Raw genomic sequence first — 23,896 nt, 5'->3', positions numbered from 1 at the left:
GACACATCATGAATGGCCTTTCCGAACGCCTGAACGCAATCGCTCTCTTTTTCGAACCGGTGGCGTTGCTTGCCCTGCGGTTCGCGCTCGCTGTGCCCTTCTTCAAATCCGGCCTGACCAAATGGGACGGGTTCGGTCAGCTGTCCGACACCACGACGCTGCTCTTTACCCATGAGTTCCGGCTGCACATTTTCGGTGCGGCAGTGCCGTATCCCTTTCCATCGCTGATGGCGTGGATGTCCGGTATCTTCGAAATCCTGTTGCCGGTGCTTCTGGTTCTGGGCCTGATGACTCGCTTCTCGGCACTCGGCTTGCTCTTCATGACGGCGATCATCCAGCTTACCGTGCCGTCCGCCTGGGCAAATTTCCATCTGCCATGGGCCGCCATGGCGCTGGCGCTGGTTGTTTATGGTGCCGGTCAGATCAGCCTCGACCGCCTTCTCGGCCGTTGGATCGGGGACGAAAAAGCCGGTGGAGGGCGCTCTTACGCTCACTAGACCGGTGCCATTGTCGACCTTCGGCAAAGCCGTTAAGCCACCTCCATCGAACATCGGAGGTGGCTTTATTCATGAGCGACGCGCAGACCATCGTGATCGTGGGTTCGGGACATGCCGGTGCGCAGGTCGCCGCCAGCCTGCGGCAGGAGAAATTCGCAGGCGAAATCCTCATGTTCGGCGATGAGCCCGGCTTGCCTTATCAGCGGCCGCCGCTCTCCAAGACCTATATGAAGGACGGCAATCCAGACCGCCTTCTGATCCGCAATCAGACCTTCTTCGACGACAACGCCATCGTTCTGCGCAACGAGACGCGCGTTGCGGCGATCGATCGCGAAGCCCATGAGATCGTGCTCGCCGATGGCGAACGCCAGCGCTACGATCATCTCGTTCTCGCTACAGGGGCGGTCAACCGCGCGCTGCCGATTCCGGGGATCGACCTGGAAGGTGTGCTGGAACTGCGCACGTTGGCTCACGCCGAAGATATTCGTGGGCGGATGGGCGCCGCCGATCATATCGCGATCATCGGCGGCGGCTTCATCGGGCTGGAATTTGCGGCCATGGCGCGAGGGCTTGGCACGGACGTCACCGTTCTGGAACTGGCGGACCGGGTGATGGCGCGTGCCATTGCTCCGGAAACCAGCGCCTATTTCGACGAATTTCACCGATCCATCGGCGTCGATCTGCGGCTCGGGGCCGGTGTCGACAAGATCATCGACCGTGACGACGGCCATACCGGTGGGGTTGTTCTGAAAGATGGCACTCGCGTGGAGGCCGATCTGGTTCTGGTTGCCGCCGGGGTGGCGGCGCGGGACGAACTGGCGCGCGAAGCCGGGCTGCCGGTCGAGAACGGGATCGTCGTCGACACGATGTTGCAGACCGCCGATCCGGCGATCAGCGCCATCGGTGACTGCGCATCCTTTATCCATCCGCTCGGCGACAGCCGGATGCGGATCGAATCCGTCCAGAATGCGACGGACCAGGCGCGGGCCGTGGCTCTTCGTCTTGCTGAGGGGCAGGGTGGTGGCGGTCATCCGCCCTATTCGGGTTTTCCCTGGTTCTGGAGCGATCAGGGCGACCGCAAGCTCCAGATCGCGGGTCTGACCGCAGGTGCTAACGGCCGGGTGGTCCGTCGCAATGACCGCGGCGGCTTTTTGGTCCACTGCTTTCGGGATGGGCGCTACATCGGACTGGAAACGGTCAATGCGCCGGGCGACCACCTGATGGCCCGGCGGCTCCTCGCTGCCGGCGTCGAACTGGACCGTACGGCGCTGGAAGAGGCCGGCTACGATTTGAAAGCGTTCAAGAACCGCCTTTGAGAGTGTGAAGGCTCAGGGTGTGAGATCGCCGGGTTCGGGCAGCCCATGTGCGCGGCACGTCGCGGTGAGCGTGTTCGCCAGAAGGCAGGCAATCGTCATCGGCCCGACACCGCCCGGAACGGGCGTGATCGCGCCCGCGCGTTCGCTGGCTCTGGCAAATTCGACATCGCCGACCAGCTTTGTCTTGCCGTCGTCCCTGGTCAGGCGATTCATGCCGACATCGATGACGACCGCGCCTTGCTTGATGTGATCGCCGGTAATGAGTTCGGGCCGACCGACGGCGACGACGAGGATATCGGCATTTCGGCACACGGTCGCGAGATCCTGGGTCCGGCTGTGGGCGATCGTTACTGTACAACTGTCGCGCAGCAGCAACTGCGCCATCGGCTTGCCGACAATATTGGAGCGCCCCACCACAACAGCATTCTTGCCGGCGAGCGAACCGAGCGTGTCGCGCAGCATCATCAGGCAGCCGAGCGGCGTGCACGGCACCATCGCCTTCTGGCCGGTGGCCAGCTTTCCGGCATTGCTGATATGGAACCCGTCGACATCCTTTTGCGGCGCGATGGCGTTGATCACCAAGGCTTCGTCGAGATGGGTGGGCAGGGGCAACTGCACCAGAATACCGTGCACGTCCGGGTCGGCATTGAGCCTGTCGATCAGGCCGAGCAGTTCGGTCTGCGTCGTTTCCGCCGGCAGTCTGTGCTTATAGGAGTTCATGCCGGCGGCGACGGTTTGCTTGCCCTTGTTTCGGACATAGACCTCGCTGGCCGGGTCCGCTCCGACAAGCACCACGGCGAGGCCGGGAGTCAGCCCGTTCACCTCTTTCAGGCGGGCGACATGGTCGGCGACGCGACCACGGACATTTGCGGCAAAGGCCTTGCCATCGATGATTTTTGCCGTCATCGGGCGTGGCATCCTTGATCTGTTGGCGTTGCCGTGGCGCTATGACACGATGACGCCTGTGACGGCAACCGCCTGAACGATGGAAAGCAGTGAGCCTTGGACCTTTTGACGAAGAATTCGGTTGCAGGGCGGGCGTGATGGTGAAACGGACTGTCGAAGAACTGCGTCAGGAAGCAGCCGACCTGTTCCATGTCGCCATCGACGCCGCCGATCCCGGCCCGGCGACGGCACGCGCGCTTTTAAACCGATCCGAGGTGATCGAAGCGGCGAAATCCGTGACGCTTCTGGCTTTCGGCAAGGGCGCCGTTGCCATGGCCCGGGCAGCGCTTCCGATTGTCGGCGAGAAGTTGCGCTATGGCGTCGTCGTGACGACCGAGATGGCGGCCGAACCGGTCGAAAATCTGGAGGTGATCGCTGGCGGTCATCCCGTTCCCAACGAAGGCAGCCTGGTGGGCGGGGAGGCGCTGGCGCGGGCGGCGACGCAGGCCGGCGGGGGCGATCTCGTGCTCGCGCTGATCAGCGGCGGCGGGTCGGCCCTTGCGGTTGCGCCGATCGATGGGTTGGACCTTTCCGACAAGATCGCACTCAATCGGGCACTGCTGCGATCCGGTGCGGACATTATCGAAATGAATGCGCTTCGCTCTGCCGCCTCGCGTCTGAAGGGCGGTGGTCTGGCGTATCTGGCCGCTCCGGCGAGCGTTCTCGGTCTGATTCTCTCCGATGTTCCGGGCGACGATCCGGCGGTTGTGGCGAGCGGACCCACGGCGCCTGGCGCCGCCAATCCTAGCGCTTTGACGAAGGCCATCGAACGCGTCGGCGCGGCTGGGTTTTCGCCGGAGAAGCTGAAGCCCATTGCTGCGACCCGCGCCGAACCGCCTACCCCAGGCGATGTCATCAACCGTATCGTCGGCAGCAATTCCATCAGCCTCGATGCGGTTGCGGCATTCGCTGAGAAAATGGGCTGGAAGACTGTCATCCTGGATCGCTGGCTCGAAGGCGACGTGGCCGATGCCGCGGAACGATTCCACGCAGCCGCGCAGGATTGTGTGAGGTCAGATGCGCCGGTGGCCATTCTTGCCGGGGGCGAAACCTCTGTGACCGTAACGGGCGAAGGGCGCGGCGGTCGCAATCAGGAACTGGCGCTGCGACTTGCACGAATTTGTCACGAAAGGCCTTTCAAGCGGGACTGGTGCTTTCTCAGCGGCGGAACGGATGGCCGCGACGGCCCGACGGATGCGGCGGGCGGTCTGGTCGATGCCGGCAGCTGGCAGCGGATCATCGATGCGGGCGTTATGCCGGACGCCCTTTTGGCGAACAACGATTCCAACAAGGCGTTGGCCGCTTCGGGCGATCTTCTAACAACCGGGCCGACCGGAACGAATGTGGCGGATATACAGATACTTCTGCTGCGCTGAAACACAGTCAGCTTGCTTGTCTTTGCAGCGGTTTAATCTTCCTCGGGGTCGTTTGCAGGCTTCCGATACAAAAGTTGGTTGTGTCGGTAAGCGGCGGGTTGTATTGAAAGTGTTACATTATCAAGGTTTAACTAACTTTAGGGCCAATTGGGACAGCACGACGTCTTGCCAAACTGGCAGCACGCGACTAGGCCTTTGGTAGGTTTTGGGCTTCTGAACGTCAGGGGGTGATAGTCATGCTCGGTAAGTATCTCGTTTTAGGTGTCGCTCTTGCGGCCTTTCCTCTCAATGCGGCTGCGGCGGCTGACTGCTCCTGCGTGGTATCGGGCAATGTGACCGTTTCCAATGTCAGCGGCGACGTTCGCGTTACCGGCGAAGAGGGTTTTGCCAGTGCCGTTCCTGGCACCGTGCTCGGCGTCGGTTCTCGGCTTTCCACCGGTGCCAGTAGCAATGCAGAGCTTTCCGGGGCCGGCTGTGATCTCTCGGTCGCATCGGATACGGACGTGGACATTCTGCCGGCTGACGGCAAGGGCATCTGCCTCGCGACCGCTTCCGTCACAAATGTGCCGCAGCTCAATAAGCAGGCGGCGTATGGCCAGACGCTGAATGGCGCTCCGGTTCCGTTGCTCGTCATTGGTGGCGCCGTGATCGTCGGTGGCATTGTTGCCGCCGCGGCTCTCTCCGATGACAATGACGCCAGCGACTGACTGGCAGGCCATCAGGACAACCGCATCGCCTGACTGACACATTCTGCGTACGGGCAGCCGATTGTTTCGGCTGCCCGTTTTGCGTTGATCTTTCCCGAACCCTTTGTTCGTAACCAATCGGTATTGGATGGGATGTTCAGCGGAAGGCGCATATTCGGCGAAGCGTCCGTGCCGTGCGCGATTTTTCCGATGCGACTAAGATGATGCTGCGGCGGCGATGATTCGACGCTTGACCGAGGGACTGGGTGGAGGGAGCCATCCGGAAAGGCTCCGATGCCGAAAGGACTGATCCTGACATGAATGCGCCAATCGCCTGTTTCGTGATGAGCGGAGGCATCGGTTCGCGTCTGTGGCCGCTCTCCCGGGAGGACAATCCCAAACAGTTTCACGATCTTGCAGGCAATGGCTCGATGCTGATGAGCACAGTCCGCCGTAGCCTTGCGCGCACCGCCGGCTCCTCCTCGGTCTATCTGATTGGCAGTGAACGTCATGCAGCGCGTGTCGCCGACGAACTGGCTGCGGTCGATCTTCGCGGCGGTCAGGCCGTTTTCGAACCGGTTGGCCGCAATACGGCCCCGGCCGTCGCGCTGGCCGCACAGATTGTGCTTGATGGCGAAGAGGATGGACTGTGCCTCGTCATGCCGTCCGATCATGTTATCGAAACCACCGAACAGTTCTGGCAGACGGTCGAGGACGGGGTAGATGCCGCCGAAAGCGGGCAGATCGTCGTTTTCGGCATTCGCCCGACCGCGCCGGAGACAGGCTTCGGCTACATCGAGGTCGGCGACTTCGGAACGGGCGCTGCCCGCAACGTCAAGCGGTTCGTGGAAAAGCCGGACGAGGCAACCGCGAAGACCTATCTGGCGAACGGCAATTTCTTCTGGAACGCCGGCATCTTTCTGTTTCGCGCCTCGGTAATGCGTGAAGCATTCGAGACCCATCGGCCGAAAATGTGGGCGGATGTCGCCCGGGCTTATGGCCGTCGCCGTGCGCAGGATGGCGCGCTCTACCTGCCGGAGGAGATTTACGAGACGATCGAAGACGATTCGATCGATTACGCGATCATGGAACGGTTCGATCGCATTGCGCTCGTCGAAGCCGGCTTCCGCTGGAACGATCTGGGTTCCTGGAGCGCTTTGCTTGATGTCGCGGCAACCGATGACCGGGGCAATGTCGTTGCCGGCGACGTCATCGCCATCGATTGCGATCATTGTTATCTGCGAAGCCAGGGCCGCCTCGTTTCGGCCGTTGGTTTGAAGGATACGGCGGTGATTGCGACTGCCGATGCGATCTTCGTGGCGCCTGTCAGTGAAAGCCAGAACGTCAAGACGGTGGTCTCCGAACTGGAGCGATCGGGCCGTCTGGAGGCGCGCTTTACGCCGACACCGGACAGGGTGATCGAAGCGGGCGCGCATCGCCGTCGGGTTCGGCAGTGGCTTTTTGAGGAAACGCTGCCGCTTTGGTCACATCAGGGGGTCGATCGCCGGCACGGTGGTTTCCACGAAAGTCTGACTTTCGATGGAGAACCGACCGGCAAGAACAAGCGCATGCGCACCATGGCACGGCAGACCTACGCTTTCTGCGTTGCGCATGGAGAGGGATGGGACGGGCCCGCGGCCGACCTGATCGATCACGGAATTGCCTTCATGAAGAGGGGGCGCACGGATCGCGGCGGTTGGTGCGCCGTTCTGGCGCCCGATGGCACGGTGGTCGATCCGACCGAGGATTTCTACGACACCGCCTTCGTTCTGTTCGCTTTGGCTCATGCGCATCGCTGCGGCCATCCCGACGCTTTCGCGCTCGGTCAGGAAACGTTCGCCTTTGTCGATACTTATCTGGAAGATAACTCGTTGCGCGGCTTTCTGGAGGAGCCGGGTGGCAAGCGCGTACGCCGCTCAAATCCGCACATGCATATGCTCGAAGCGTTGCTGGCTTGGTATGAAGCGACCGGGGAACGCACTTATTTGCGTCGGGCGAGCCGCATTGTGGACCTGTTTCGCAACGCTTTCTTCGATAAGGAAAGCTGGACGCTCGGCGAATATTTCGACGACGATTGGCAGCCCGTCGATGGCGATCAGGGGCTTTGGACCGAACCTGGCCATCATTTCGAATGGAGCTGGCTGTTGATCCAGTTCGCCAATGCGTCCGGTCAGCACGATCTGCGCGAGATGGCGCGCCGGCTCTACGCGACCGGCTCGGCCTACGGTCTGAATCGCTGGACGGGACTTGCCTACAACGCCGTCAGCCGGCACGGGGTGCCGTTCGATCGCAATTCCCGTTCATGGCCGCAGACCGAGATTATCAAGGCGGCGATCGCGCTCGATGAAAGCGGTCCGCCGGATATGCGGCCGGAAATCGAGGACAGGGTCGCCCGGCTTTTCCGATGGCATCTCGATCCGGCGCCGCGGGGCATGTGGGTGGATACGATCAGCGAGAAGGGACAGCCCATCGCGCAGGACGTGCCGGCATCGATCTTCTACCACTTATTATCCGCGCTGATGCTTTATCTTGGGCCGAAAGCCAGGCCCGACGCTTGATCGTCCTGCGCGGAAGCCTCGGTTGCGGTTGAATTTGGCGTTGTGGGCCGATGCGCGAGGAACGTTGCGATCATCAATGCGCAGAGCGCGAGCGGGTAGGAAAAGAAAAGCGAACCATCAAGCATGGAATGGGCGAACATGCAGGTGATGCCTGCCATGAGCGGCACATCCGACCGCTCTTCGCTTCGCAGGGATTGCAGCATTCGCCAGAACAGAATGGCGACCAGTGGCCAGATCGCTAAGCTGCCGACCAGGCCGACGCTAATCAGGTTTTGCACGACGCTGTTATGGGCCTGGGCGACGAAGCCGCCGATCATCGGGCCGATATCGATTTCGCCAAAACCGAATAGAGGGGCGGTCGTCCAGTGCTGCAAAAGCATGAGCCAGATCTGTAGACGACCGGAATCCATTTTATGAAGTCGCGATGAGATCATAAAGCTCGAATCGGCCGGCGGTGGCGCAATGCTGGCGAGGGCATAGCCGATCACACCGGCGACAAGGAAGGCGGGCAGTAGGCGCCAGAGACGAAAGCGGGGAGAAAACAGAGCCAGGGCAAGGATTGTCGCGGTCACGCTCAAAACTGAACTGCGCGTACCGGTATAAAAGGTAAATGCGCATAAAAACGCAGCGAAGCCGAGAGCGACCAGCGACCGACGATCGAGGGTGGCGAAACGCGTCGTAAACGCCAGAAGGATCGCAATAGCGGGTGCAACGAAGTAGCCGGTATAGCGGATATTGGTAAAGCCGATCACAATCGATTCGAGGCGGTCGCGTTCCTGTTGGTCGGCATAGATCAGCACGAAAAGCGTGGCATAGGCCAGCGCTGCGCCAGCCACGGCCATCGCAGCCATATCGTTCGAGAGGATCAGGTGCCGGTCGCGGATCCCGATATAGATGGACGTGCCGAACGCGATGAGGACCATCCAGCGCAAAAGGCTCGATACGGCCATCATATCGGCTTGAACGACGGTATGCCCCGCCTGGATCGCAATCGGAACGAGCGACAGGAAAAAGATCGACCTGATGTCCCAATGCCGGGGAGGGGTGCGCAGGACGCCGGAAAGAATGATCGCGCAGATTTGTATAAAAAGGATGAGAACGAATTGCTCGTTATTTGGATCGGAGACCGGATCGTGTCCCGGCCAGAACCGATAGCTGAACAGAAGCGGCAGGGCGGCCAGAACGAAGCAGATCAGGTAAGCATGAAGATTTGCCGGGCTGAAAGCGGCTGGTCTTTCGAAACCGCAACTTTGGCTGGACATGGGCGCACTGAGTTCCTTGATTTCCACGACATTAGCGTCGTCGGGTTAAGGAAGATTTGTCCGGCATCCACGCCTTGGTCCTGTTTTCGGTGAAGTCGGCCTGCCGGACTGTGGCGCGATGTCGGCGATGCTGGTAGGGCGTTCCGATATGGATGATGAACCGGCCTGCGCCAGTGCCTGGCAACGCTGCCCAATGGCGCCGAACCGCATGGCCGCACCGCTATGATGGAGTGTGCGACGTGAAGGTTCTGGTAACGGGAACGGCAGGCTTTATCGGCTTTCATACTGCGATGCGGCTGCTGGAGCGGGGCGACAGCGTCATCGGCTTCGACGTCGTCAACGACTATTACGATGTCGAACTGAAGGAGCGGCGGCTGGAACTGCTCGCCGAAAAAGCGCGAAGCACCAATGCCGGTTACAGCTTCATTCGCGCCAATCTGGCCGATCTGCCAAGGCTGACCGAAGCATTCGAAGAGCACCGGCCGGACCGCGTGATCAACCTCGCGGCCCAGGCAGGCGTCCGCTACAGCCTGGAGAACCCGCACGCCTACGTCGAAAGCAATCTGACAGGGTTCACCAATATTCTGGAAGGATGCCGGCGGTTCGATGTGGAGCATCTGACTTATGCGTCCACCTCATCGGTTTACGGCGCCAATCAGAACATGCCGTTTTCGGAACAGCATGGCGTCGATCATCCGCTGCAGTTTTACGCGGCCACGAAGCGGGCCAATGAGTTGATGGCGCATGCCTATAGCCATCTTTATCGGCTACCGACCACCGGGCTGCGTTTCTTCACCGTTTACGGGCCGTGGGGCCGGCCGGACATGGCGCTCTTCCTGTTCACCAGGAAGATTCTGGCGGGCGAACCGATCCCGGTCTTCAACCACGGTCATCACAGCCGCGACTTCACCTTCGTGGACGATATCGTCGAAGGGATCATTCGCGCGAACGACCGCCCGGCGGCGCCCGACCCTCAATGGAATGCACACGATCCCGATCCTGCGACATCGAATGCTCCGTTCCGTGTCTTCAACATCGGTAATGGATCGCCTGTCAAACTTCTCGCCTATATCGAGGCGATCGAAGAGGCCCTGGGTATCAAGGCAAAACTGGATTTGCTGCCGCTTCAGCCGGGCGACGTGCCGGACACCTATGCCGATACCGGCCGCCTTTCCGAGGCGGTCGACTATCGCCCGGCAACGCCGGTGAAAGAGGGTGTCGGGCGCTTTATGGACTGGTACCGCGCTTATTACGAAGTGTAATGGATGTCGAAATGTCGAGAAGCGTCGTATGTCCATCATTCGCTTTCGCCATATCGCGGCTAAGCTACGCAGCAACGCATCAGTTGCCCCAGCCATGATTTTTCGTCATTTGCCCGCAAACTGAAGTGAAGAGGGATTTGGTATGCGCGTCGTCATGATCGGAGTGGGCTATGTCGGCCTGGTCTCGGGAACCTGCTTTGCCGATTTCGGCCATGAAGTGGTCTGCGTCGACAAGAACGCCGAGCGCGTCGAAAAGCTCAACAATGGCGTCATGCCGATTTACGAGCCCGGACTCGACCGCCTCGTCGAAAGCAATGTCGAGGCCGGCCGGCTGTCGTTCACGACCGAACTGGCGGACCCGGTCGCCGAAGCCGATGTCGTTTTCATCGCCGTTGGCACGCCCAGCCGCCGTGGCGACGGCTATGCCGATCTCACCTATGTCTACGCAGCCGCCGAAGAACTGGCGCGCCATTTGAACGGCCCGACGGTCGTCGTCACGAAATCGACCGTGCCGGTCGGGACCGGTGACGAGGTCGAGGCGATCATCGCGCGATCCAACCCGGATGCCGATTTCGACGTGGTATCCAATCCGGAATTTCTGAGGGAAGGCGCAGCGATCGAGGACTTCAAACGGCCCGACCGCGTGGTCGTCGGCGTTACATCTGAACGCGCAGAGAAAGTCATGCGCGAACTCTATCGTCCTCTTTACCTTAACGAAACGCCTCTGGTCGTGACCGACCGTCGCACCTCGGAACTGATCAAGTATGCCGCCAACGCTTTTCTGGCGACCAAGATCGGCTTCATCAATCAGATGGCCGATCTGTGCGAGGCGATGGGCGCCGATGTACAGCAGGTCTCACGCGGCATCGGTCTCGATAACCGCATCGGCTCGAAGTTTCTGCACGCCAGTCCCGGCTATGGCGGCTCCTGCTTTCCAAAGGACACGCTGGCCCTGTCGCGGACGGCGAGTGACGCAGGCACGCCGGTCACCATCGTCGATGCCGTGATCGCTTCGAACGATCGGAGGAAGGCGTCGATGGCGGAGCGCATCAAGCGGGCTGCCGGCGGTTCGCTGGAAGGCAAGACGGTTGCGGTTCTCGGTCTGGCCTTCAAACCGAATACCGATGACATGCGCGATGCGCCTTCGCTCGCCATTATTCCCGCTCTGCAGAAGATGGGCGCTACGATCCGTGCTTTCGATCCGGAATCGATCGGCGAAGCCAGGCGGCATTTTGAGGATGTAACCTATGCCGACGACGCTTACGACACGTTGCGGGGCGCTGACCTCGCGGTGATTCTGACGGAGTGGAACGAGTTCCGTGCACTGGACATGAAGCGTCTGAGCGACAGCCTTGCCGACAAGATACTGATTGACCTGCGTAACATCTATCGTCCAGAGGAGGTGCGCAGCTTCGGGCTGACTTATCACTCGCTCGGCCGCCCCTGACCGCTTGTGGACCCACGCCAACTGCGGTCGCGCCTGACCCATAACCGCAGTAAGGCTTCTTTTAAAGTCTTCCGTCGCTCTCGCTTCGCTCGAAGACCGATTTGACATCGTAGAAAACGGCGCCCGGCTTGCCGAAAGTCCGTAACTTTTCGGCGCCCATATCGATATATTCGCGATGGCCAACAGCCAGGATCACGGCGTCGTAAACGCCTTCTTCGGGCGCTTCGACGAGATCGACGCCATATTCGTGATTGGCTTGCTCTGCGTTCGCCCACGGATCGTGAACATCAAGTTTCGCATTGAAGTCCGCAAGGGCTTCGATAACATCGATCACCTTGCTGTTGCGGAGGTCCGGGCAGTTTTCCTTGAACGCCAGGCCGAGAACGAGAATGCGGCTGTTTACCACAGGGAAGCCACGCTTCATCATCAGTTTCATGACACGGTCGGCCACGCCACGGCCCATGCCGTCATTGATGCGTCGACCGGCCAGGATGACCTGCGGATGATAGCCGATCTCTTCGGCGCGGTAGGTGAGGTAATAGGGATCCACGCCGATACAGTGTCCGCCGACCAGTCCCGGTCGAAACGGCAGGAAATTCCACTTTGTGCCGGCCGCTTTCAAAACCTCCATCGTGTCGATATCGAGTTTGTCGAAGATGATCGAGAGTTCGTTCATCAGGGCGATGTTGACGTCCCGCTGTGTGTTTTCGATAACTTTGGCGGCTTCGGCCACCTCGATCGATGAAGCCTTATAGGTTCCGGCCTCGATGATTTCGCCATAGAGCGCGTCGACTGCCTTGGCGACATCGGGCGTGGAGCCAGCCGTGACTTTGACGATGGTCTGCAGGCGGTGTGTCCGGTCGCCAGGATTGATGCGTTCCGGCGAGTAACCGGTATAAAAATCGCGGTTGTGCTTCAAGCCGCTTTCCGCCTCCAGGATAGGCACGCAGACATTTTCCGTGCATCCGGGGAAAACGGTTGATTCGTAGATAACGACCGAGTCCGGTCCGATAAGCCTTCCGACCGTTTGTGATGCCATCCGCACTGGGGTCAGATCGGGCCGGTTGGCGTTGTCTACGGGCGTCGGCACGGTGATGATGAAGGTCTGGCATCCCCTCAGATCGTCCGGATCGCTCGTATAGGTCAGTTGCGTTGCCGCAGCCAGCTCATCGTCCGTGGTTTCGAGCGTGGCGTCCTTGCCCGCCCGAAGCTCACCGATTCGCTGCTGACGAATGTCGAAACCGATCACTGGTCGCTTTTCACCAAAGGCGACAGCCAACGGTAGGCCGACATAGCCCAAACCGATAATGGCGATTTTTCCCTCGAGCTTCATATTCGGTCGATCTCCTTAGTGCCGTGGGCACTGCAAAACGTCACGTTGTGATTTATCGCCAAAACACAGAGCTGACTTTTTATGCGTCACCAAAAACGGAGCGGGACACCTCGGCCCTGATACCGGGAGTCCGCCATGAACGGAATACGATAAAGCTACATACTTCTGCATGATGAAGTTTGAAGAACAGGATCTCGGGACATTCTGCTCTAAACCGCTGTAGAGCACGGCCTGATGTTGAGGAAATCACGTTAGTTTGATGGCCGGATATTTACTGGAACGGTCCGCCTTGGAGCAGCAGTACCATCATGGCCCTTCAGTGATTGCGTCATGCTGGAACCATGTTATCAACGCAAGTGATTTCATCATGTTGACGAAGTTCCAAGGTCCTAATCGACAGGTACGATCTTATCAATTTTTACGCTGGAAGGTTATGGCGACAAATGCAGACCGATCAAACCAAACGCAATTTCGCTCTTATCGGACTTGGGGGATATATCGCGCCACGTCACCTGAAGGCGATCCGTGAAGTCGACGGCAACCTGATGGCGGCTCTCGACCCAAACGATTCTGTCGGTGTGATCGATAGCTATTATCCCGATACCCGTTTCTTCACTGAGTTCGAACGGTTCGATCGCCATATCGACAAGATGCGGCGCGCGAACGGGCCGAATATCGACTATGTCTCGATCTGTTCGCCAAATCACCTACACGACAGCCATATCCGATTTGCGCTGCGCTCCGAGGCCGATGCCATTTGTGAAAAACCGGTCGTACTAAATCCTTGGAATATCGACGGCCTGCAGGAGATCGAACGGTCGACCGATCGCAAGATCAATACGATCCTTCAATTGCGGCTTCATCCGTCTATCATCGAATTGCGCGACAGGGTTAAAGCGGCAGATCAGAGCGCAAAGCATGAAGTCGATCTGACCTATATCACGTCACGCGGCAATTGGTATCTGCGCAGCTGGAAGGGCGACGACAAGAAATCCGGCGGCATAGCAACGAATATCGGAGTGCATTTCTTCGATATGTTGTATTTCGTCTTCGGCGACCTGCAGGAAAACCGGCTTCATTTGCGCGAGGAAACCAAGGCTGGGGGGTACCTTGAATATGAACGCGCTCGTGTTCGTTGGTTCCTTTCAATCGACAGTGACGATTTGCCGGCTGCACAAAAAGAGGCAGGGCAGCGAACTTTCCGCTCGATTACTGTCGATGGCAGCGAGATTGAATTTTCGGCAGGCTTCACCGATCTGCACACATTGTCATATCAGGAAATTCTCAAGGGGAACGGGTTCCCTCTCTCAGAAACCCGCCCTTCGATCGAAACGGTTGCGGCTATCCGGACGTTGCCGGTGACGCCGGGCGACTTGCCCGAGGCAGCGCAGAAGAGCTGAGGGCTGGAAAAGAGCCTACGCAATGAGGGGATGGACGCGCATCGGCGTAGCAAGGCGTTCCTCCGCTCCCTCTTGGGTTCTTCAAAGCCGCGGGCATAGCGGTCCACGCTCCGCTATGTCTCCCGGATCGATCGCCGTCGCGATCCGTTTTTTATCGTAGTCGAACGCCCGATCACTTGATGTCGGAGGAGCCGTCACCACGATCGACTCAAATTCACCACCTTCACGCAACTGTTAGAATGACTCCGCCATCGAACAAGGATGATTGAGTCATGTCGACCACAGCAAACCTGGCGCTGCCCTATCTTTATCCGCAGCAGGCGCAGAAGCATGTCACGGTGAACGAAGCGTTGAAGCTTCTCGACATGCTGGTACAGGCTGCTCCGCGCAGCCGCAGTGTTGCGGATCCGCAGTCTCTGGACCCACAGGATGGGGATTGCTGGATCGTCGGTGGGCAGGCTCTCGGCGCTTGGGACGGACATGATAGCGAACTGGCGGCTTGGCAGGACGGTGGCTGGTCCTTCTGCGAACCGCGCCCGGGCTGGCTGGCCTATATCGTCGATGAGGCTATCCTGCTTGTGTTCGATGGAGCCGAATGGGTGAATTTGTTGTCCCGGTGGCATACGATGACACCGCAATTGGGCGTCAACACCGATCCCGATGCGACCAACCGGCTGGCGGTGAAGTCCGATGCCGTCCTCTTCAGTCATGACGACGTCACGCCGGGCAATGGCAGCGTCCGGGTGGCGCTGAACAGAAAGTCGGAGAACGATTCGGCGAGCCTTATTCTGCAGACCGGTTTCGCAGGACGCGCGGAGATAGGGCTTAATGAAGAGGACGACCTTCAGATGAAAGTCTCGGCGAATGGATCGGACTTTCATCCGGCCATCGTCGTGGACCGTCAATCCGGCCGGGTGGCACTGCCGGCCACGCCGCCGATCGCCGCGCCGTTCAACTTGCTGAAAGATGGTGGCCGCTTCGGTGGTGCGCCTGAGTCCACGTCGGTTTATGCGGGGTCCTTCGTCGCACCGAACTACATATCGTCTTACAATGGTGCGCAGATCGCCACGGGCCCGCAATTCCACCACAACAACGCGACGTTCGGCGGTTCGGGGGGCGTGCTCGACGGCGAAATCGAAGCGCTGGTGAGCGGGCTTCGAACGGGCACGGCGCGGCGCTATGGTGTCGAATTTCATACGCTACGCATTATTGCGGGCGCTGGTACTGCCGCACCCATAGCTGTGCCAGACGCGCAATCACACTTCCTCGTCGTCACGTCGCCGAGCGTGCCGATCCCTGCGCAATTGACCGTCAATTATCATATTCGTGTATTGTCCGGATCCGCTGCCATTCTGGCCGACAGCCTCGGCCGCACCTTCATCGACGGCTGGCAGGTCGCCTCGACGACGCGGATCGCCCCGTCGGATGGCTGGCGTCAGGCGACCCGTCTGTACGACAGAGACGCATCCGGCTTTGCAGGTTATCACCCATCGGCGTTCGGCTTCTATGCTACGCCCGGCACGGAGCTTCTGTTGGCTGCGCCCACCGTCATGCCTGGCCATGCTGCTATGGGCGACGGCCAGATCGTCCTGGTTACGCCAAGCCTGGAAGTCTGGCGATAGCGAGCGTCCTTTCGTCAGAGGTTCGAAAGGGTTGCATCGAGCTTGCGCGCGATTTGGCTGTATTCATGGTGGTTATAGGCGGCTGCGCGCCCGTTCGCGCCCATGTCCTGGAGACGGGTTTTCGAGGAATTCTTAAGTTCGAGAATCGCGTGTACAACCGCCTCAGGTGAAACCGGTGGAACCGTAATGCCGCAATCGAAGTCGTCGACCGGTCGATAGACCCCGGAATCGACAGCGTATAAAATAGGTTTCGCGGCAACGAGATAGTCAAAAAACTTGTTGGACGCGATCCCGAACTTGAAAACCTCATCCGGCAGAAGACTGAAATAACACACCGCGAGACGCTGCAAAACCGTGGCGATCTGGCGTTTCGGCACCCGTGGAACAAAAGTGACGTTTGATAGACCCCGGTCTTTTACCAACCCTTGTAATTTTGGCTTTTCACGCCCTTCGCCGATAATGGCAAATAGGATATCGGGCTGGTCTCTCATCAGCGTCGCGGCATCCACAAGCGTATCAAGGGCGTTGGCCACGCCGACCGTGCCCGCATAGCCGACAATAAACTTGTCAGCCGGAAGCATCGCCTCGATCTCTCCGTCAACTGGTTCCGGGTCCTCAACGTCCCGCTTCGAAAAACCGTTGGGGATCCAGGCAAACTTTCCGGGGTCCATGCCGCGTTCGATCATATGCTCCACTGCGCCGGGCAGGTTGGAGATGACGGCATCGCTGTTGCGATAGGCGCGATCCTCGATCCACTGCATCAGGCGAATCATCGGGTGACGCGGGCTGTAATTACCGATCTGGACCAGCGAAAGCGGCCAGATGTCCCGCACCTCGAAAACCAGCTTTGCGCCGACGCGGCGCGCCAGCCTTTCCGCGCCCAGATAGGCGAAGGGGCTCGGCGAGGATACCAGGACGATATCCGGTTTGGCGTTCAGCCGCTTCGGCAGGCCGGGCAGGGCGGCGGAAAAACGCAGCCAGTTGAGCACGCGCTTCTTGTCGTGAGCATGGGCATAAGGCGGCACGGGCAGATGGACGAAGGTAAACCCTTCGAACTGCTCGCTGAAGGGCAGTGTCTTGGGGTCGAGTTCCGCTGGATGAAGATGTGTCCAGCTCGCCGCGATGACCGTCACCTCATGGCCTAGGCCGGTCAGTTCGCGTGCCAGATGACGGTGGCGGCCACCGACGCCAGTCTTGGGAATGGAGGCGTACTGATTGATGATCCAGATGCGGCTCATGCCAGTGCCTTTTCGATGGCCGCGACAATCTTTCCGGCGGCATCGCCGTCGCCATAGGGCTGCATGTCTTCGCCCTTCTGGCACCGCATCGCGAGGATCGCCTCACGGACATCCGCGGAAGAGGTCGGCGTCACCAGGCGGTTCCAGCCGCTGTCGATCAGTTCGGTCCATTCGGTCTCGTCGCGCAGCGTGATGGCCGGCACGCCATGGAAGAAGGCTTCCTTCTGCACGCCGCCGGAATCGGTCGCGATGACGCAGGCGCCCTTTTGCAGGGCGACCATGTCCAGATAGCCGACCGGATCGATAACGCGAAAGTTCTCTGGCAGGGTGGCGCGGCGGTCGGCGCCGATTCGGGCCGCGGTGCGCGGATGCAGCGGCAGGACCACGGCAATCTGTTCGGAAACCTCCGCCAGCCCGTCGATAATGGCGTCCAGGCGCGCGGGATCGTCGGTGTTCTCCTGGCGGTGGACGGTGGCCAGAACATAGTCGCCACTGGGGCGATGTTCGCTGCCGCGCCGTTCGACCAGCTCGCCGAACATGAGCGCTGCATCATACATCACGTCGCCAACCTCGATCACCTTGTCGCCCGCGATGCCCTCAGCTTTCAGATTGGTAGTGCCGGTTGCCGTGGGCGGAAAAAGCAGCGCCGAACAATGGTCGGTCAGAATGCGGTTGATTTCCTCGGGCATGCGTCGGTTGAAGGAGCGCAGGCCGGCCTCCACATGGGCGACCGGCACGTGCAGCTTGGCGGCGGCGAGCGCGCCGGCAAGCGTCGAGTTGGTATCGCCGAACAGCAACACCAGGTCGGGCCGCTCATCCAGCATCACGCGTTCGAGCGCCTCCAGCATCCGGCCCGTCATGGCACCGTGACCGCCGCCACCGATGCCGAGATGGTGGTGCGGCGCCGGAATGCCGAGTTCTTCGAAGAAGACCGCGCTCATATTGTCATCGTAGTGCTGGCCGGTATGGACAATGCGCTCGTCAATACCTTCCGTGCCCAGAAATGCGCGCGAGGTCGTGGCAGCCTTGATGAATTGTGGCCGCGCGCCAATCACGGTCATCACCGTCTTGCTCATGAATCGCTCCTGTTTCTGGCCACCCGCTTCTAGTCGTCGAGTGCAACGTTCGAAAGGCCCGAAGGTAATCAGGCGGCTATGAGCCGTTCATAGGCATTTTGCAGCGTGGCGAACTCGCTGGCCCAGTTGTAGCGCTCCCTGACGGCTCGCTGGCCGTTGCGGCCGAGCCGTTCGGCGCGCTCCGGATCGTTGACGAGCGCGTTGATGGCGTCGGCGATCGCCTTCGGGTCCATGGGGTCGACGAGAATACCGCAATCGGCCTCGGCAATGATCTGCCGCCACAGCGGAAAATCGGAGGCGATGACCGGCAGCCCGGCGCTCATATACTCGAACATCTTGTTGGGTTGAGCGTCCATATGATTGGGCGCGGGCAGAAAGGTGACGATGCCGGCCATCGAACGCGCCATGAGGTCGCGCACCTGCTCCCTGTCGAGATGACCGAGCCGCTTTATCCGATCGCCGCCAAGCGTTGCGACCGTTTCGCCCAGTTCCGGCGGTGCGAAGCCTCCTGCGAACTCGATGGTGATGGGCGGCTCCAGCAGCGCGGCAGCCTGTCCCACCTGCGACGCGCCGCGAATGGCGGACATCCCGCCGACATAACAGGCGACGGGCTGCTTCAATGTCCAGTCGATGTCTGGCACGGCGAGTTCGCCCAGTATGGGAAAATTGTTGACGGTCGCGGTTCTCAGGCCTTGCCCTTCGAATTTGGCCGAAATTGCCGGAGTCGCTCCGATGACCAGATCCACATGGCGTATCATGCGACGTTCCACCAGGCTGTAGGCGAGCGAGACGAGTTTTCGGGTGGCGGGGTGCAGATAGGGTTTGGAAAAGATCTGCTTCTCCACATCCTCATGAGCGTCCATGACGATTTTCGCGCCCGTTTTTCTGAGCGCCGGAATCATCTGGATGAATTCGGGATCGTGGAAATGAATGATATCCGGCGAACGCGTCGCAGCCGCCCCCGCGACCCGGCGGACCGCTCTGATCATACGGTCGACCCGAGTGCCGCTGCCGCCGACATCGACGATCTCGACGCCACCGACAACCGCGTCGCCCAAGCCGTCGGCCATGATCAGCGTGACCTCCGCGCCGTCAGCGGCAAGCGATTGGCACATCTTGTTGAAGATACGCGTATCGTTGCGGGCGTGAACGGAAGTGATGTGAAGAATGTTCATATTCAGCGGCCCGGCACTCTCGTCTGTATCCAGTTTCCGAAATAGCGATCAGATCCGGTTCCGGATCGAAGAAGGAGCGTTCTTGATCTCGTAGCGAGGGCGGAGCCCCAAAGAAACAGGAAGATGGCAATAAAAGCTGCGCCATAGGTCACAAGAGTCGTCGTTGCCGAGCTGTTGGTGAAGGCATATGCGGTCGGCAGGCAGAGCGCCATCGAAAACGCGGGCGGGACATTTCTTGTCGCGATCTTCAGGACAGCGAGAAACACAAAGAACACAAGCATCTGCATGGCCACGCCCAGCAGGCCGCCCCGCCCAATTCCTGCGCCCAACATGCCGGTGTTGGCGCTCCCGCTCGTGCCATAGAAAGTCTCACTGACGAGCCGCGGTGCGTCCGGGTAGCTCTGACTGTTCCAGAGCCCGAACAATTCCAAATGGTATGCAACATTCATACCCGGCGCGATCATCGAACGACGAACCCAGTGATAGTAACCGTCGTCGTTAAATCCTGCCGCCGCGATAAGAAGCGCAAAAATGCCAACTCCGAGCAACCCGCACAGAAATGTAAGAAGTGGGGATTTGCTTCTACTCAGAACAAAGAGGAGCACCAGGACAATCAAAAAAATGAAAGCCACGCTTTTATACGCTGCTAGCGAAAAAACGGCCAGTGAATGCGTTGCAGCCAGAGCAAAAATTCCGAGGGCCAACACCGTACGGCCCCGAAAATAAGATATCGTGGCCAAAAAAATACACACCACAGCAAAAACATAACCTGACCATATCGGAAGATAGGAGAGAATCCTTACAGATGTAGTCTCGATTGCTGCCTTGTATTCACTACGAACGCCATAGACGTCTGTAATGCTGGGGAGTATAAAAGTTATTGAAAAGACTGTCAGTAGAGTGGCCAATGCCAAAGCAGACACCGCAACCGCGCCATACTCAACGGTCTTGATGTCGAGATTCACGACAACAAATCTGGATTGCAAATTGGCAATTATGCGCGATCCGATCGTAAATGTGACAACAAAGAATAAAGTAAATATATAATAATCTGAATTAATTTGGCTAAGATATAGTATTCCCGAGACAGCGCTCATGATATGAAAAAAATAAACATACCAGAGCACCATTGTTTCGCCGCCGTCGTCTGTGGGTAGAAAAAAAGATGGAACTATGACAATTAAAGACAAAAATACGATATCGAATATTTGGGGTTCAAGACATTGAAATCCTTCGACGAAATAAAATCGATCACATATCGCGCCAATCGTATAATTGAGGAACGATATCATTATTATTGAAAGTGCGACAAATGCCAGGCGCTTCATCGTGATTTTTTGCGTTGGAGGACGTGGAAGCCAACTGAAGCAACAAGTCCGCAGAGTGATATGATAAGAACGGATATGAGTGCGAAATGTATTTTCGCAACAGAAAGGGGGCCCTCTAGCAGGTAGAAGACAATTGGAAATCGATGACCGATTGCCCATTTTTTTTCAACCTGCATGCTTGCCTCCTCGGCAATTCTTGGGTCTTTCAGCAGGGCGAGATTGATGGCATGGTACTTGATGTTCGATGCGTTGCCGATGTTGTCGTAGTAGGACCAGTATCCCTTCGAGAACAAGTCGGCGTTCTTGTAGATGGCAGCTCGAAATGACGGGGCGTAACGCGCGACTTGCTCTCGCTCTTCGAGGGCTCGAATGCCGTGATAGGCATAGACCATGCCGTTGAGCACCCTTGAGAGATCGTTTTCGGCAATGTGATCGTCGGCATACTCCTCGACCCAGGGCAGGCCATTCAATCTGGTAAGACTTCCACCATCGGCGAACGGAGTGACGACAGAATCATAAAGGTCTCTAGCGGAGTCGAGATATTTATCGCCGCCGAGGCAGTCGTGAGCACGAAGCATTAGCAAAATTGCCACTGCATCGGTAAGGCCCGACCACCACGGAGCAGTCAAGGGGGCTCCGTTGAGGTTGGCGTAAGGCCAATCGAACTCGTAGAACAGATGTGCATTGCCGTTATCATCTCGGGCAATGTTGTTGACAACCCAATCTGCTGAGATTCGAAATATATCGGAAGACAAAGTTTTGGGAGGGGCGTTCCAATATTTCTCCGTGCTATCGTTCTTCCAGTGATAACTCGATGCCTCACCGAACTGGGGGCATGTTTTCGAATGAATCAGGCCGTAGTGAACGACGTAAAAGGGTGAAATGAATTCCCGTTGCTGTCGTGGGTCTTGTGAAACCGGTAGGCCCTCAGTGTTGAAGGAACGGAGACTTGTTGTTCCGTTTCTCAGAAAAACACGAGAGACGGAGTTGAACTGCTCCAGCTCGTAGGCGAAGCTGTTGACAAGAATTGCACCAACGAACATTCCCAATATTGCGGACCAAGCTAATCGTCGGCGAAATGGCATGACGCGTTGCAGTAAGCTGATCAGCATAGCGAGGTTGTTACCCTATGGCTTGTTAGCAACGCGGGCAAACACATTCACTGCGATAAAATCGACGAGATACAGAAGTGTCCGAACGCAAACGAGGGCGATGAGAAAGACTTCATAGGACAATCCCCCATAGAGTGCCGCAGCGGAACAGGCGACCACACCAGCCACTCGCGCGGTCTGCCAGCCAACGACATATCGCCGTGCGCCAACGATGACCGATGTGCAATCGAACGGCGTCGTTGCGAACCCGACGGCGGCATTCACGATCAGGATGGCCACAGTGAATGCTGCACCCAACCATTCAATTCCGAAAACTAAACCCATGTTCGGGACGACAATGAGGCCGAGGAGGACAAAGCCGGCGGCCGATAGTCCGAACGTAGCGAATGCCATGCGACGCAAAAGCGGTGCGAAGCTGTGACCCTCGCGCATCATTTTCGAGGCGCGCTGTCTGTACACATCGCCCATGGCGTTCGCCACGAGCACGGATGGCGCCAGGACGATCCGTTCGGCAAGCGCATAAAAGCCAGCGTAAACAGGGCCATAGGCCACCGCGATGACAAAGATCGGTAGGCGCTGGGCGATAACGGAGAAGGTCTGGCCGACGGCAACGGCCGCCACCATGGGTATCTGCCCCTTCAGAGCCCGCCCGATCGACTGCGGCCGGACGAACCGAAGGAGATTCAGGCTGCGCGCTGGCAGGCTCGACGCGAGATAGGCGGCGGCTGCCAATAGGCCCAATGCGTGACCGATGGGCATCACGGCATATCTATCATCCGGCGAAAGGGCTGCGCCGATGGCCAGCCAGAAGAGGGTCATGCCCCCGACGCGAATGATTGCGGACACGCCGACACGCGAGAAACGGCCCTCGCGAACGGAGAGCGCCCGCATGGCCATGAAAGCGGCATTGGCGACCAGCAGGATTGGCAGCAGCCACAGAACGGCATCGGTTTCCGGCGGCAGTTTTATCAGGCGGGCAATGGCCGGCCCGAACATGAAGACGATGCCGGCCGAACAGAGCGCCAATAGCATTGAGAGCAGATTCATTAAGCGAACGAAGGCGCTGGCATCGGCAATGCGCGCCGGCGGGATCATCATGTCGAGACGCAGCGTGGCCCAGACGCCAATGATCGTCATCATCGCGATCATGATGGAGAAGATGCCGAAATCGTTCGGGGAGAAAAGGCGGGTCAGAAGAGGGGAGGCCAAGAGGCCGATCGCTTGCGCGATGGCGGTACCAGACATCAGCTTCGTGACGTCGCGAAGCAGTGGGTGCCGCACCAAATGCGTGGTCGCGGCCCTCAGGCGTGTCATGCTCGGCCGTAGCATCGGCGGTTCATCTCATATTGTTGCGAGTGACGATTCAATTGCCGATTGCCACCAGTTTGGCCGCAGCGATCTTCTTCGGGCAAGGAGTAGCACAGATGTGACTGTTATGTCTGATTGTCGCTGCTCAACAATTGGTCAGTTAGGCTGCGAACCGTAGGGTTCGCGACGCACATCGCAACCGCGCAGGACATAGCGGTCGCCGGTCGCAGGACATTGCGCTTCGGCATCGCCTTCCAGAGGCAGATCCAGACGCTCGCCATGGGCGCTCATCCAGCCGATCTGGCGACCCGGCACGCCGGCGACCAAGGCCCAGTCTCTGACATCGCGATTGACGACGGCCCCCGCCGCAATGAAAGCGCCCTGGCCGATCTCGACGCCACATACGATCGTGCAATTGGCGCCAAGTGTCACCTGTTTGCGCACGATTGTGCGTCGATATTCGGTCTTCCGTTCGACCGCCGCACGGGGATTGTAGACATTGGTGAACACCATGGACGGACCGCAGAAGACGTCGTCCTCCAGTGTCACCGCGTCATACACGCTGACATGGTTCTGGATCTTCACCCCGTCGCCGATCCGCACATCGTTGCCGACGAAGACGCCCTGACCGAGGGAGCACTGCGCGCCGATTCGCGCGCCGCCGCAAATATGAACGAAGTGCCAGACGCGGCAGCCTTCCCCCAGAACCGCGCCATCATCGACGATCGCACTCTCGTGCTTGAAATAGTTCATATGCTTGAGATCCAATCCGGTCTGAGCGTTCTTGCGACGATTCTGAACGCGTCGGAAAGCCTCGTCCACCCCTGCCTGGGAGGAGGAAATTCCTGTTCGCTTTTCCAAGCGCCTGATCCGGCCTATAGAAGCCGGATGCAAGCTCGATTTGCCGAAGCGTGATTCGACATGTCAAAGGAGTGAGCGAAACTGGTCCGGATCG

General features: G+C 58.9%; 19 protein-coding genes. 9 read left to right on the top strand and 10 right to left on the bottom strand.

Annotation, left to right across the window (positions count from 1 at the left end; translation table 11 throughout):
* The first annotated feature begins 8 nt into the window (after positions 1-8).
* Positions 9-497, top strand: a complete 489-nt coding sequence (locus B7H23_RS14725) for a DoxX family protein (protein WP_094078185.1) — start codon at positions 9-11, stop codon at positions 495-497.
* 71 nt (positions 498-568) lie between these two features.
* Positions 569-1,813 carry an NAD(P)/FAD-dependent oxidoreductase gene (locus B7H23_RS14720; protein ID WP_094078184.1) on the top strand — a complete coding sequence of 415 codons (1,245 nt, stop codon included), beginning with the start codon at positions 569-571 and terminating at the stop codon, positions 1,811-1,813.
* Between the two features lie 12 nt (positions 1,814-1,825).
* Here B7H23_RS14720 and folD read toward each other — a convergent pair whose 3' ends face one another.
* Positions 1,826-2,719, bottom strand: a complete 894-nt coding sequence (gene folD, locus B7H23_RS14715; RefSeq protein ID WP_094078183.1) for a bifunctional methylenetetrahydrofolate dehydrogenase/methenyltetrahydrofolate cyclohydrolase FolD — start codon at positions 2,717-2,719, stop codon at positions 1,826-1,828.
* 137 nt (positions 2,720-2,856) lie between these two features.
* Between folD and B7H23_RS14710 the strand changes: the two genes are divergently transcribed.
* From B7H23_RS14710 to B7H23_RS14700, 3 genes are all read left to right on the top strand, one after another.
* Complete coding sequence (locus B7H23_RS14710; RefSeq protein ID WP_094078182.1) at positions 2,857-4,134, top strand: glycerate kinase type-2 family protein; 1,278 nt, start codon at positions 2,857-2,859, stop codon at positions 4,132-4,134.
* 236 nt (positions 4,135-4,370) lie between these two features.
* Positions 4,371-4,841, top strand: a complete 471-nt coding sequence (locus B7H23_RS14705; RefSeq protein ID WP_094078181.1) for a hypothetical protein — start codon at positions 4,371-4,373, stop codon at positions 4,839-4,841.
* 296 nt (positions 4,842-5,137) lie between these two features.
* Positions 5,138-7,378 (top strand): AGE family epimerase/isomerase, encoded by a 2,241-nt coding sequence (locus B7H23_RS14700; RefSeq protein ID WP_094078180.1) that lies wholly within the window; start codon positions 5,138-5,140, stop codon positions 7,376-7,378.
* Here the strand turns inward: B7H23_RS14700 and B7H23_RS14695 are convergent.
* Positions 7,345-8,640 carry an O-antigen ligase family protein gene (locus B7H23_RS14695; protein ID WP_143534784.1) on the bottom strand — a complete coding sequence of 432 codons (1,296 nt, stop codon included), beginning with the start codon at positions 8,638-8,640 and terminating at the stop codon, positions 7,345-7,347. The genes B7H23_RS14700 and B7H23_RS14695 overlap by 34 nt on opposite strands.
* 239 nt (positions 8,641-8,879) lie before the next feature.
* Here B7H23_RS14695 and B7H23_RS14690 point away from each other — a divergent pair, with 239 nt between their 5' ends.
* The gene (locus B7H23_RS14690) at positions 8,880-9,902 is read left to right on the top strand and encodes an NAD-dependent epimerase (RefSeq protein WP_094078428.1); all 1,023 of its coding nucleotides are present in this window, start codon (positions 8,880-8,882) and stop codon (positions 9,900-9,902) included.
* Between the two features lie 142 nt (positions 9,903-10,044).
* Positions 10,045-11,349, top strand: a complete 1,305-nt coding sequence (locus tag B7H23_RS14685) for a UDP-glucose dehydrogenase family protein (protein WP_094078178.1) — start codon at positions 10,045-10,047, stop codon at positions 11,347-11,349.
* Positions 11,350-11,410: 61 nt separating this feature from the next.
* On the opposite strand, the gene B7H23_RS14680 is transcribed toward B7H23_RS14685, so the two are convergent.
* Positions 11,411-12,682: a nucleotide sugar dehydrogenase gene (locus tag B7H23_RS14680; protein WP_094078177.1), complete on the bottom strand. Its 1,272-nt coding sequence runs from the start codon at positions 12,680-12,682 to the stop codon at positions 11,411-11,413.
* Between the two features lie 443 nt (positions 12,683-13,125).
* On the opposite strand from B7H23_RS14680, the gene B7H23_RS14675 reads away from it, so the two are divergent.
* The gene (locus B7H23_RS14675; RefSeq protein WP_094078176.1) at positions 13,126-14,082 is read left to right on the top strand and encodes a Gfo/Idh/MocA family oxidoreductase; all 957 of its coding nucleotides are present in this window, start codon (positions 13,126-13,128) and stop codon (positions 14,080-14,082) included.
* A 272-nt stretch (positions 14,083-14,354) separates the two neighbouring features.
* Complete coding sequence (locus tag B7H23_RS14670; RefSeq protein WP_094078175.1) at positions 14,355-15,704, top strand: DUF2793 domain-containing protein; 1,350 nt, start codon at positions 14,355-14,357, stop codon at positions 15,702-15,704.
* Between the two features lie 14 nt (positions 15,705-15,718).
* On the opposite strand, the gene B7H23_RS14665 is transcribed toward B7H23_RS14670, so the two are convergent.
* The 7 genes from B7H23_RS14665 to B7H23_RS14635 form a co-directional block, all read right to left on the bottom strand.
* Complete coding sequence (locus B7H23_RS14665; RefSeq protein WP_094078174.1) at positions 15,719-16,942, bottom strand: glycosyltransferase family 4 protein; 1,224 nt, start codon at positions 16,940-16,942, stop codon at positions 15,719-15,721.
* Complete coding sequence (wecB, locus tag B7H23_RS14660; RefSeq protein WP_094078173.1) at positions 16,939-18,018, bottom strand: non-hydrolyzing UDP-N-acetylglucosamine 2-epimerase; 1,080 nt, start codon at positions 18,016-18,018, stop codon at positions 16,939-16,941. The genes B7H23_RS14665 and wecB overlap by 4 nt, the downstream gene beginning before the upstream one ends.
* A 68-nt stretch (positions 18,019-18,086) precedes the next feature.
* Complete coding sequence (locus B7H23_RS14655; RefSeq protein ID WP_094078172.1) at positions 18,087-19,193, bottom strand: glycosyltransferase family 4 protein; 1,107 nt, start codon at positions 19,191-19,193, stop codon at positions 18,087-18,089.
* A 2-nt stretch (positions 19,194-19,195) separates the two neighbouring features.
* Complete coding sequence (locus tag B7H23_RS14650) at positions 19,196-20,521, bottom strand: hypothetical protein (protein ID WP_094078171.1); 1,326 nt, start codon at positions 20,519-20,521, stop codon at positions 19,196-19,198.
* Positions 20,518-21,633, bottom strand: coding sequence for a D-glucuronyl C5-epimerase family protein (locus tag B7H23_RS14645; protein ID WP_094078170.1), 1,116 nt, complete (start codon positions 21,631-21,633; stop codon positions 20,518-20,520). Before B7H23_RS14645 ends, B7H23_RS14650 begins: the two co-directional genes overlap by 4 nt.
* Positions 21,634-21,648: 15 nt before the next feature.
* Positions 21,649-22,947, bottom strand: a complete 1,299-nt coding sequence (locus B7H23_RS14640; protein WP_158215847.1) for a lipopolysaccharide biosynthesis protein — start codon at positions 22,945-22,947, stop codon at positions 21,649-21,651.
* A gap of 150 nt (positions 22,948-23,097) precedes the next feature.
* Positions 23,098-23,694, bottom strand: a complete 597-nt coding sequence (locus B7H23_RS14635; protein ID WP_094078427.1) for an acyltransferase — start codon at positions 23,692-23,694, stop codon at positions 23,098-23,100.
* Between the last annotated feature and the right edge of the window lie 202 nt (positions 23,695-23,896).

Source organism: Notoacmeibacter marinus (assembly GCF_002238045.1).
In the GTDB taxonomy this organism is placed as follows: Bacteria; Pseudomonadota; Alphaproteobacteria; order Rhizobiales; family Rhizobiaceae; genus Notoacmeibacter; species Notoacmeibacter marinus.
The sequence above is the reverse complement of the archived record's forward strand: the minus strand, read 5'-3'. Positions and strand labels throughout refer to the sequence as shown.

Coding starts and splice junctions, on each gene's coding strand:
- B7H23_RS14725 (WP_094078185.1), top strand. CDS start 9: ATGAATGGCCTTTCCGAACGCCTGAACGCAATCGCTCTCTTTTTCGAA.
- B7H23_RS14720 (WP_094078184.1), top strand. CDS start 569: ATGAGCGACGCGCAGACCATCGTGATCGTGGGTTCGGGACATGCCGGT.
- folD (WP_094078183.1), bottom strand. CDS start 2,719: ATGACGGCAAAAATCATCGATGGCAAGGCCTTTGCCGCAAATGTCCGT.
- B7H23_RS14710 (WP_094078182.1), top strand. CDS start 2,857: ATGGTGAAACGGACTGTCGAAGAACTGCGTCAGGAAGCAGCCGACCTG.
- B7H23_RS14705 (WP_094078181.1), top strand. CDS start 4,371: ATGCTCGGTAAGTATCTCGTTTTAGGTGTCGCTCTTGCGGCCTTTCCT.
- B7H23_RS14700 (WP_094078180.1), top strand. CDS start 5,138: ATGAATGCGCCAATCGCCTGTTTCGTGATGAGCGGAGGCATCGGTTCG.
- B7H23_RS14695 (WP_143534784.1), bottom strand. CDS start 8,640: ATGTCCAGCCAAAGTTGCGGTTTCGAAAGACCAGCCGCTTTCAGCCCG.
- B7H23_RS14685 (WP_094078178.1), top strand. CDS start 10,045: ATGCGCGTCGTCATGATCGGAGTGGGCTATGTCGGCCTGGTCTCGGGA.
- B7H23_RS14680 (WP_094078177.1), bottom strand. CDS start 12,682: ATGAAGCTCGAGGGAAAAATCGCCATTATCGGTTTGGGCTATGTCGGC.
- B7H23_RS14675 (WP_094078176.1), top strand. CDS start 13,126: ATGCAGACCGATCAAACCAAACGCAATTTCGCTCTTATCGGACTTGGG.
- B7H23_RS14670 (WP_094078175.1), top strand. CDS start 14,355: ATGTCGACCACAGCAAACCTGGCGCTGCCCTATCTTTATCCGCAGCAG.
- B7H23_RS14665 (WP_094078174.1), bottom strand. CDS start 16,942: ATGAGCCGCATCTGGATCATCAATCAGTACGCCTCCATTCCCAAGACT.
- wecB (WP_094078173.1), bottom strand. CDS start 18,018: ATGAGCAAGACGGTGATGACCGTGATTGGCGCGCGGCCACAATTCATC.
- B7H23_RS14655 (WP_094078172.1), bottom strand. CDS start 19,193: ATGAACATTCTTCACATCACTTCCGTTCACGCCCGCAACGATACGCGT.
- B7H23_RS14650 (WP_094078171.1), bottom strand. CDS start 20,521: ATGAAGCGCCTGGCATTTGTCGCACTTTCAATAATAATGATATCGTTC.
- B7H23_RS14645 (WP_094078170.1), bottom strand. CDS start 21,633: ATGCTGATCAGCTTACTGCAACGCGTCATGCCATTTCGCCGACGATTA.
- B7H23_RS14640 (WP_158215847.1), bottom strand. CDS start 22,947: ATGACACGCCTGAGGGCCGCGACCACGCATTTGGTGCGGCACCCACTG.
- B7H23_RS14635 (WP_094078427.1), bottom strand. CDS start 23,694: ATGAACTATTTCAAGCACGAGAGTGCGATCGTCGATGATGGCGCGGTT.